This is a genomic window from Actinomadura sp. 6K520, from assembly GCF_004349245.1.
In the GTDB taxonomy this organism is placed as follows: domain Bacteria; phylum Actinomycetota; class Actinomycetes; order Streptosporangiales; family Streptosporangiaceae; genus Spirillospora.
The window spans coordinates 1-7,985 of record NZ_SMLC01000254.1 but is presented as its reverse complement, the minus strand read 5'-3'; the positions used below and the strand labels follow the sequence as shown (position 1 = coordinate 7,985).

Below are 7,985 nucleotides of genomic sequence, written 5' to 3'. Positions count from 1 at the left end.
GCGTCGGGGAAGGCGGGGCGGGGCCGCTCGGGCTCGCCGGGCCGCCCGGACGGCTCGTCCTGCTCGGCGGCGTCCGCGGACGCGAGCAGGTCCTGCAGGCGCTGGTGGACGTCCTCGTAGATCTCCACGTGCCCGGAGACGGGCCGTGCGCCGAGCTCGCCGAGGCGGGCCACGGCGGCGTCCACGCGCGGGTCGCCGGTGGGGTCCGGCGGCGGGACGGCGGGGAGATCCGGCTCGTCCGCGACCGGGTCCGCCTCCGGTTCCACCGCGGAGGCCGGTAGAACCGGGCCCTGCGCGACCTCGTCGGACATCACGTTTACCTCCCAGTAGACCCTGAGCGCCCGTGACAGGTCGCCTCCGGCTCATGCTGAACGCTACCTTCCCTGAACGACATCGTCGTCGGAGGAACGGGGAACGGCCTGACCATGGCGAACGAGGAGGACTGCCGGGCGGCGCTCGGCCTTGTCGTGGCCCGCCTGGGGGAGGTGGACGCCGACCGGTTCGCCGAGCACGTGGTCGAGCGGACGATCAGCTGCGTCATCCCGGACCTCGGGCTGGCGTACCGCTCGCGGCTGCACGCGGGCGGGCTGGACCCGTTCGAGCGGGACGACGACCCGAAGGCGGCGCAGGTCCGGCTGACCATGGACAGCGACGACCTCGTCGCCATGGCCCGCGACGAGCTGAACCCGGCCAAGGCGTGGGCGGCGGGCCGCCTCAAGATCGAGGCGAGCATCTTCGACCTGCTCCGCCTGCGCAAGCTCCTCTGAGATCAGAGCGCGAGGCTCGCCAGGGCCTCCGTGAGCGCCTCGGCGGGCGGCGGGGTCCCGGTCTCCCAGGCGGCCGCCGCGAGCGCGCGGAGACCGTCGTAGGGGTCGCCGGAGCCGGCGACCGTGAACGCGGCGCCGGCGCGGTGGGCCGTCCAGCCCCCGCAGCGGTGGCCGCCGTCCGCACGGACGACCTCCGGGTGCGGGACGAGGAGGCCGGTCAGGTCGGGCGCCAGGTAGGTGGGCCGCCGGTTCGGCGGCGCGGTGAGGGCGTCCAGGGGGCCGGTGACGCCGGTGAAGACGAGGAGGCTGTCGGCGCCCCCGTTGTGGGCGCCCTCGATGTCGGTGTCGAGGCGGTCGCCGACGACGAGCGGGTTGCGGGCGCCGGTGCGCCGGACCGACTCCCGGTGCAGCGGCCGTTCCGGCTTGCCGGTGACGATCGGCTCGACGCCGGTCGCGGCACTGATCACGCGGAGCAGCGAGCCGTTCCCGGGGTGCGGCGGCCCGTCGCCGCCGGGGATGGTCAGGTCGCCGTTGGAGCCGACGAACAACGCGCCCATGGCGACGGCCTGCGCGCCCTCGGACAGCAGCCCGTACCCGAGGCCGGGGTGGTAGCCCTGCGCGACGGCGGCGGGCCGCGCGGCCGCGGTCGACACCGGGCGCAGCCCCTGCGCGTACAGGGCGTGGCGCAGGCCCGTCCCGCCGACGACGAGGACCGCCGACCCGGCGGGCAGGCGCTCGGCGAGCAGGCGCGCCGCCGCCTGCGCCGAGGTGACCACGTCGTCCGCGTCCGCCGGGACCCCCACCTCGGTGAGCAGCGCCGCGACGGCCGACGGCGTCCGCGAGGCGTTGTTGGTCACGAACGCCAGCCGCTGCCCGGCCGCGCGGGCCTTGGCGAGCGACTCCGCCGCCGCGGGCACGGGCCTGCGGCCGACGTAGACGACCCCGTCGAGATCGAGCAGGGCGACGTCGTACGCCTCGCTCAGGGGACGGTCGCTGCCTTTCATGGGGCTCCTCATACCGTGATCGTACGGGGATCGTTACCAGCCGGTAGGCCCGGACGGGCGCGGCGCGCGGGCGCCTGCCGCGGCCGGCGGTGGTCACCGGGGCCAGCGGGGGGTCAGAGGCGCGACTTGAGCGTGGCCCTGGCGTGCCGCAGCGCCTTCGCGTAGTCCTCGTTCTCGGGACGCATCGCGGCCGCGAGCGCCAGGTGCCGGGCCGCGCCCTCGAAGTCGCCGAGGCGGCTGAGGGACAGGCCGAGGCCGAACCGCGCGTAGTCCTCGGCGGGCTCCTCCTCGACGATCGACCCGAAGCTCTCGGCCGCCGCGCCGAACCGCCGCGTCCCGAACTGGGCGCGGGCGAGGGCCTCGCGGATGCTGTGCGACGCCGGCTCGGCCTCCGCGGCCCTGGTCAGCAGCTGCAGCGCGGCACCGGGGCTGCCCGACCTCAGCAGTTCCAGCCCCCGGGTGTACCACTCGTAGACCCCGCCTTCCGGAGGGGTGGCGTACCCGCCTGGGCCGTCCCCCGGGGAATCCTCGGGCCTCCCGGAACCTTGATGACTCATGTGGACCTCCCCTCGCATTCCGACCGTACCCGCACAGCCGCAACACGCCCGGCGGTGGTTAGCATGCCCAAGGTGGACGACGACCTCCCCTCCGGCCTGACGCCCCGGGAGTTCAGCGCCCGGATCTTCGGGACGTCGGAGCCCCGGACGGGCCGCGGCCTGGAGCTGGCGCCGTTCCACGGCGTCCGCTTCGCCCCCGAGGTCGCGGGCGACCCGGCGGCGGTCACGACGCCCCCGTACGACCTGATCGACGAGGCGGGGGCGCTGCGGCTGCTGGCGGGCGGCGGGTACAACATCGTCCGGCTCAACCTGCCGCGCGCGGCCGGGGAGAGCTACGCCACGGCGGGCGAGAGGCTGCGCCGCTGGCTCGACGAGGGCGTCCTCGCCGTCGACCGCGACCCGGCCCTGTACGTCTACGAGGCGGCCCGGGGCGGGACGGTCCTGCAACGCGGGCTGGTCGGCGCCCTGGGCCTGCGCGCGGAGTCGGAGGGGGTCGTGCTGCCGCACGAGGACGTCTTCCCCGGTCCCGTCCGCGACCGGCTCGCGCTGATGACGGCGGCGAAGGCCAACCTGGAACCGATCTTCCTGCTGTACGACGGCGGCGACGACGCCGCCCGGATCGTCAATGACGCGGCGGACGACGAGCCCCTGCTGGAGTTCTGCGCCGACGACGGGCTCACCCACCGGCTGTGGCGCATCGCCGACCCGGCATTGCACGGCCGGGTGGCCGCCGACCTTCGCGGCAAGCGGGCGCTCATCGCCGACGGCCACCATCGCTACGCCACGTACCGCGCCCTGCAGGCACGCCATCACGCCGCGGGCGACGGCCCCGGCCCCTGGGACGCCGGCCTGGCGCTGCTCGTGGACTCCTCGCGCTACCCGCCCCATCTGGGTGCGATCCACCGGGTCCTGCCCGGTCTCAGTCCGGCGGAGGCCGTCGAACAGGCCCGCAAGGTGTTCCGCGTCACCGACTTCAGGGACGAGGCCACCGCCCTAGAAGCGCTCGCAGGCGAAACCGGCCACGCCTTCCTTCTCGGTGGAGGCGACTCCCTGCATCTCCTCACGGACCCCGATGAGCATGCCCTGAGCCGCTCCATGCCGTCCGACCACTCGCCACGCTGGCGGCGGCTCGACACCGCCGTGCTCGACCATGTCCTCATCGGGGGCCTCTGGAACGTCCCCGAGAACGAGAACGCCATCGAGGTCGTGCACGACGACCCGTCCGCCGCCGTCGCGCGTGCCCGCCGCCTGGGCGGGACGGCCGTCGTCCTGAACCCGCTCAAGGTCGCGGACGTCGTGGCGGTCGCCGGGGAGGGCGAGCGCGTCCCCCGCAAGTCCACCTCGTTCGGCCCCAAGCCCCGCACCGGCCTCGTACTGCGCCTGCTCCGTCCCGATTTCGACCAGTAGGGGGTGGGGTGGCCCGCGAGGGCGGTCAGGGCCGATGATCGGGGGATGAACACGACGACCACGGTCACGCCGCTCGGCGGAGACGTCTACGAGATCGACACGCGGATGGCGGGGTACAGCGGCATCACCGCCGGCTACCTGATCATGTCCGACCGGCCGTGCCTGGTGGAGCCGGGAACGTCCGGGTCGGCGCCCGTGGTGCAGGCCGCGCTGCGGGAACTCGGCGTCGGTCCCGGCGACCTGGCGACGGTGGTCGTGACGCACATCCACCTCGACCACGCGGGCGGCGTCGGCGACATCGCGCGGATGTACCCGCGGGCGGAGGTCGTCGTCCACGAGAAGGGCGCCCGGCACCTGGCCGACCCGTCCAGGCTCATGCGCAGCGCCCGGATGGTCTACGGGGACGCCCTCGACACGCTGTTCGGCGAGCTGAAGCCGACGGACGCGGCGCGCATCCGGGCCGTCGAGGACACCGGCACGGTCGACCTCGGCGGCGGACGGCGGCTGGAGTCGCACTACTCCCCCGGCCACGCCAAGCACCATGTCGGGCTGATGGACTCCCAGACCGGCGACCTCTACGTGGGCGACGCCGCCGGGATCTACATCCCCGAGACGGCGGACGTGAAGCCCGCGACGCCGCCGCCCGACTTCGACCTCGACACCGCGCTGGAGTCGATCGGCAAATTCCGTTCGCTGGGCCCGCAGCGGCTGCTGTTCGCGCACTACGGGCCCGTGACCGACGTGGACGACACCCTCGAACGGTCGGCGGAGGAGCTGCGGGTCTGGGTGGACGCCGTCCGCGACGCCAAGGACCAGGGGCTCGACCTCGACCACGCCGTCGCGATGGTCGTCGACCGCACCAAGGACCGCTACGCCATCACGGCCGACGGCGTCGACCCGGAGCTGGCCGCCAGGTACGAGGTCCTCAACAGCGCGGAAAGCAACGTGGCCGGCATCATGCACGCCCTGGACAAGAACGCCTGACGCTCCCGTCCAGGGCGAACGGCCCTCAGCGGCGGAAGGGGCCGGTGACTTCGAACGTGTAGCCGTCCGTGCCTGCGATGAACCCGCTCTTGCCCCGCTGGGACGAGAAGTACAGGCGCGAACCGTCCGGGCTGAACGCCGGGCCGGTGATCTCCGACTCGTCGTGGCCGTTCAGGCGCAGGAACGGGGTCACGATTCCGTCGGTGGTGATCAGGTTGATCTCCATGTTGTCGCCGTCCTCGGCGACGAAGAGGTCCCCGGCCGACGTGGCGGTGACGTTGTCGACGCCTTGCAGCGGCGCCTCGCCCTCCGTCACGAGATCATCGTCGTAGGCGATGTCCAGCCGCTCGGCCGCCGCGTCGTAGGCCCACACGCGGTTGTCACCCTTGGTGGTGAAGTAGCAGATGCCGTGCGTGTAGTAGCAGCCTTCACCGCCTCGGAAATGCATGGCCTCGGCAACCTGCTCGCGGGTCGTGGTGAGCCACATCTCCGGGTTGGGCACCTTCGCCCACTGGACGGGGCCTGTCCCCGAGCCGACGAGCACTTCGAGCGTCCCCGAGGACAGGTCGCCCCACGTCCGCGGCCGGAAACGGTAGAAGCACCCGTCGGACTGGTCTTCGGTGAGGTAGATGACCTTCCGTTCGGGGTCGGACGCGGCCGCCTCGTGCTTGAACCTGCCCATCGCGGGACGCGCCACTGCCGAGTTCTGGCCTCGCGGGTCCGTCTCCCACACGAGACCGAGGTCGTGCTCCTCGCACGACAGCCACGTGTTCCACGGCGTCGCCCCTCCGGCGCAGTTCAGCGAGGTGCCGTTCAGGGTCCGGTACGCGGACGTGATCTTGCCGGACGCGTCGAACCGAATGGCGGACACGCCGCCGACGAGCGGGACCTCCGAGTTGCTGACGTAGATCCAGCCGTCCCCGTCGCTGTAGCACGCACCGCCGTCGGGCGCCGGATGCCAGGTGTACCTCGTCCCCTCGACGCGCCGGAGCGAGCGCGCCACGACCCGGCTGGTGAACCCCTCCGGAAGCTGCAGGCCGTTGCCGTCCGCGGCCCGCAGCGGACCGTAGGGGCTTGGACCGGGCTGTGCCGGGCCGGACGCGAACGCCTGGTGCCACAGGGCGCCCGAGAAGGCGGCCGTCCCACCGGCGACGGCGGTGGCACGCAGGAACATACGGCGGTTCAGGGGCATGACAACTCCAAGAGTCGATCACCACCGGACGTGTCCGGCGGCCCCCGATCGGCGCGATTCCGTGAATATCGAGCGAAACCTACCCGCCAGTCAAGTAGGGCAGGTCATCCGGCGTGCGGCGGCTGCTCCCCCTCGGCGGGCTTCGGTGCGAGGAACACCGCGGGCACGTCCGGCGCGTCCTCTTCGGGCGTCTCCGGCACCTCGGGATCGGCGGCCTTGAACTCGATGCCGGTCGCCGGCGCCCCTTCGGCGGCGGCCACGCCTCCGGGAACGGATTCGCCCTCCGGCACGGCGTCCCCGCCGTCTTCGGGCCCGTCCCCGGCATCGCCCTCTTCGGCGCCCGCCTCCTCGGCGCCTGCCTGGTCGGCGCCTGCCTGGTCGGCGCCTGCGTCCTCGACGTCGCCGTCCTCCGTGTCGATGATGTGGAGGCCCTCAAGTTCGGCGTACCGCTCGGCGGCGTCGGTCTCGCCGTCCCGGTCGGCCGCCGCGGCGCGGGCGAACCAGTCGGACGCCTCCTCCTTGCGTCCCGCCTCTGCGAGCGCGTCGGCGTAGGCGTAGAACAGCCGGGCCGACCAGGGCCGGAGCCGCCTGTCGCGAAGCTCCGGGATCTGCAGCGTGACAACGGCCGCGTCGTACTGCCCGAGGTCGCGGCGCACTCCCGACTCCACGATGCGGAGCTCCACGCGTCCCATCGGGTCGAGGTTCTGCGCCTCCGGCGACTTGATCAGGTCCAGTGCGCGTTCGGGGCGGCCGAGCCCGCGTTCGCAGTCGACCATCACCGGCAGGTAGGAGACGTCGCCCGCGCTGAGCCGCCGCGCGGCCCTCAGCTCGGCGAGGGCCTCCGCCCATTCGCCCGCGTGGTAGGCCGCGACCCCGGCGGCCTCCCGGACGACCCCCACCCGCGACGCGAGCCGCCGCGCGGCCCGCGCGTGCTTGTAGGCCCGCTCCGGCTCCTCCTCGGCGAGCCGGCCCGCCATGACGAGATGCCGGGCGACCTTCGCGGCCAGTTCCTTCGGCAGCGTGCGCAGCTCGGTGCGCGCATCGACGTCCAGTTCCTCACCGGTGACGTCGTCGGGCAGGATCGGGTCGTCGTGCCGCGGTGCGGGGCGCTCACGCTCGTCCGTGCGCAGCCGCCTGTCGGGGCGGTCGCCACGCGGCCCGGAGGGGCGTCCTCCACCGTCCTGCGGACGTTTCGGGCCTCCGCGGCCCTTGAAGGGGCGGTCCCGGTCGCGGTCGCGGTCGCCTGGGCGTCCCTCGCGCCGCCCTTCGAAACGCCGCCCGCCGGGACGCCGCTCGTCGCGTCCGCCACGACCGTCACGATCCTGGAAGCGCCGTTCACCCTGGCCGCTACCGGCCTGCCGTCCGCCCGGCCGCCCCTCACGGCCCGGACCTCCGCTCCTGGCAGGGCGAGGACCGCCCTGAGACGCAGGTGGGCGCCCCTCGCGGCGCTCTCCGCCACGAGGTCCGTCGAACCGGCCTTCCCGCCGTTCACCGCGCGGACCGCCAGGACGGCCTTCCCGTCGATCGTCCGGCCGCCGCTCACGGGACTCGGCGCGCCGGTCGTCCGACCGCTTGAAGGGACGGCCTGGCTTGCGGTCGTCACGCTGACCGCGCGCGTCGCGGTCCTTGCCCTTCCAGCCACCGCCACTCGGTCGACCCCGGCCGCCGGGCGCACCGCCGGTACGGGGCGCTCCCTGGCGTGGGCCACCGCCCTTGCGGTCTCCGGAACCACCCGGGCGGCCACGAGCGCCGCTCCCGCGGCGGGGTGGCGTATTCCGCCCCCCGTTGTCGCCCCGCCGCTCGCGGCTGTCGTCGCCGCGGCCGTCCTCTTCCGCGCTCATCACGTCCGTCACTGTTCTTGAAGGTGGTTCGTGGACTCTTGCAGCCTACTTCGCAACCCATGACATGCGTCGAGGGCCGCCCCATGAATCGGGGCGACCCTCGACCAATATATGTCCGGCGGTGTCCTACTCTCCCACACAGTCTCCCATGCAGTACCATCGGCGCTGAAGAGCTTAACTTCCGGGTTCGGAATGGGACCGGGTGTTTCCCCTTCGCCAAAACCACCGAACGT

At 73.6% G+C, this 7,985-nt stretch carries 9 protein-coding genes and 1 rRNA gene; 4 read left to right on the top strand and 6 right to left on the bottom strand.

The window, feature by feature from the left end:
- Positions 1–311 (bottom strand): hypothetical protein (locus E1289_RS34870; RefSeq protein ID WP_207929348.1); only part of this gene is annotated, 311 nt, incomplete at its 3' end.
- 114 nt (positions 312–425) lie between these two features.
- On the opposite strand from E1289_RS34870, the gene E1289_RS34865 reads away from it, so the two are divergent.
- The gene (locus E1289_RS34865) at positions 426–767 is read left to right on the top strand and encodes an SCP2 sterol-binding domain-containing protein (RefSeq protein ID WP_131987988.1); all 342 of its coding nucleotides are present in this window, start codon (positions 426–428) and stop codon (positions 765–767) included.
- Between the two features lie 2 nt (positions 768–769).
- Here the strand turns inward: E1289_RS34865 and E1289_RS34860 are convergent, their stop codons facing one another.
- Positions 770–1,771: an HAD-IIA family hydrolase gene (locus tag E1289_RS34860; RefSeq protein WP_131987986.1), complete on the bottom strand. Its 1,002-nt coding sequence runs from the start codon at positions 1,769–1,771 to the stop codon at positions 770–772.
- A gap of 113 nt (positions 1,772–1,884) precedes the next feature.
- Positions 1,885–2,328, bottom strand: a complete 444-nt coding sequence (locus tag E1289_RS34855) for a tetratricopeptide repeat protein (RefSeq protein WP_131987984.1) — start codon at positions 2,326–2,328, stop codon at positions 1,885–1,887.
- Positions 2,329–2,391: 63 nt separating this feature from the next.
- Here E1289_RS34855 and E1289_RS34850 point away from each other — a divergent pair, with 63 nt between their 5' ends.
- Positions 2,392–3,735: a DUF1015 domain-containing protein gene (locus E1289_RS34850; protein ID WP_131987982.1), complete on the top strand. Its 1,344-nt coding sequence runs from the start codon at positions 2,392–2,394 to the stop codon at positions 3,733–3,735.
- A 45-nt stretch (positions 3,736–3,780) separates the two neighbouring features.
- Positions 3,781–4,719: an MBL fold metallo-hydrolase gene (locus tag E1289_RS34845; protein WP_131987980.1), complete on the top strand. Its 939-nt coding sequence runs from the start codon at positions 3,781–3,783 to the stop codon at positions 4,717–4,719.
- Positions 4,720–4,744: 25 nt separating this feature from the next.
- Here E1289_RS34845 and E1289_RS34840 read toward each other — a convergent pair whose 3' ends face one another.
- Together E1289_RS34840 and E1289_RS34835 are read right to left on the bottom strand one after the other, a co-directional pair.
- Complete coding sequence (locus tag E1289_RS34840) at positions 4,745–5,911, bottom strand: alkaline phosphatase PhoX (RefSeq protein WP_207929347.1); 1,167 nt, start codon at positions 5,909–5,911, stop codon at positions 4,745–4,747.
- A gap of 104 nt (positions 5,912–6,015) precedes the next feature.
- Positions 6,016–6,888, bottom strand: a complete 873-nt coding sequence (locus E1289_RS34835; protein ID WP_243713367.1) for a hypothetical protein — start codon at positions 6,886–6,888, stop codon at positions 6,016–6,018.
- A 6-nt stretch (positions 6,889–6,894) separates the two neighbouring features.
- On the opposite strand from E1289_RS34835, the gene E1289_RS38640 reads away from it, so the two are divergent.
- Complete coding sequence (locus E1289_RS38640; protein WP_165970741.1) at positions 6,895–7,773, top strand: hypothetical protein; 879 nt, start codon at positions 6,895–6,897, stop codon at positions 7,771–7,773.
- Between the two features lie 92 nt (positions 7,774–7,865).
- Here E1289_RS38640 and rrf read toward each other — a convergent pair.
- A 5S ribosomal RNA gene (gene rrf, locus E1289_RS34830) occupies positions 7,866–7,982 on the bottom strand.
- Between the last annotated feature and the right edge of the window lie 3 nt (positions 7,983–7,985).

Excerpts from the sequence above, each read along its gene's own strand:
- E1289_RS34865 (WP_131987988.1), top strand. The coding sequence starts at position 426 with ATGGCGAACGAGGAGGACTGCCGGGCGGCGCTCGGCCTTGTCGTGGCC.
- E1289_RS34860 (WP_131987986.1), bottom strand. The coding sequence starts at position 1,771 with ATGAAAGGCAGCGACCGTCCCCTGAGCGAGGCGTACGACGTCGCCCTG.
- E1289_RS34855 (WP_131987984.1), bottom strand. The coding sequence starts at position 2,328 with ATGAGTCATCAAGGTTCCGGGAGGCCCGAGGATTCCCCGGGGGACGGC.
- E1289_RS34850 (WP_131987982.1), top strand. The coding sequence starts at position 2,392 with ATGCCCAAGGTGGACGACGACCTCCCCTCCGGCCTGACGCCCCGGGAG.
- E1289_RS34845 (WP_131987980.1), top strand. The coding sequence starts at position 3,781 with ATGAACACGACGACCACGGTCACGCCGCTCGGCGGAGACGTCTACGAG.
- E1289_RS34840 (WP_207929347.1), bottom strand. The coding sequence starts at position 5,911 with ATGCCCCTGAACCGCCGTATGTTCCTGCGTGCCACCGCCGTCGCCGGT.
- E1289_RS34835 (WP_243713367.1), bottom strand. The coding sequence starts at position 6,888 with ATGGCGGGCCGGCTCGCCGAGGAGGAGCCGGAGCGGGCCTACAAGCAC.
- E1289_RS38640 (WP_165970741.1), top strand. The coding sequence starts at position 6,895 with ATGCCGGGCGACCTTCGCGGCCAGTTCCTTCGGCAGCGTGCGCAGCTC.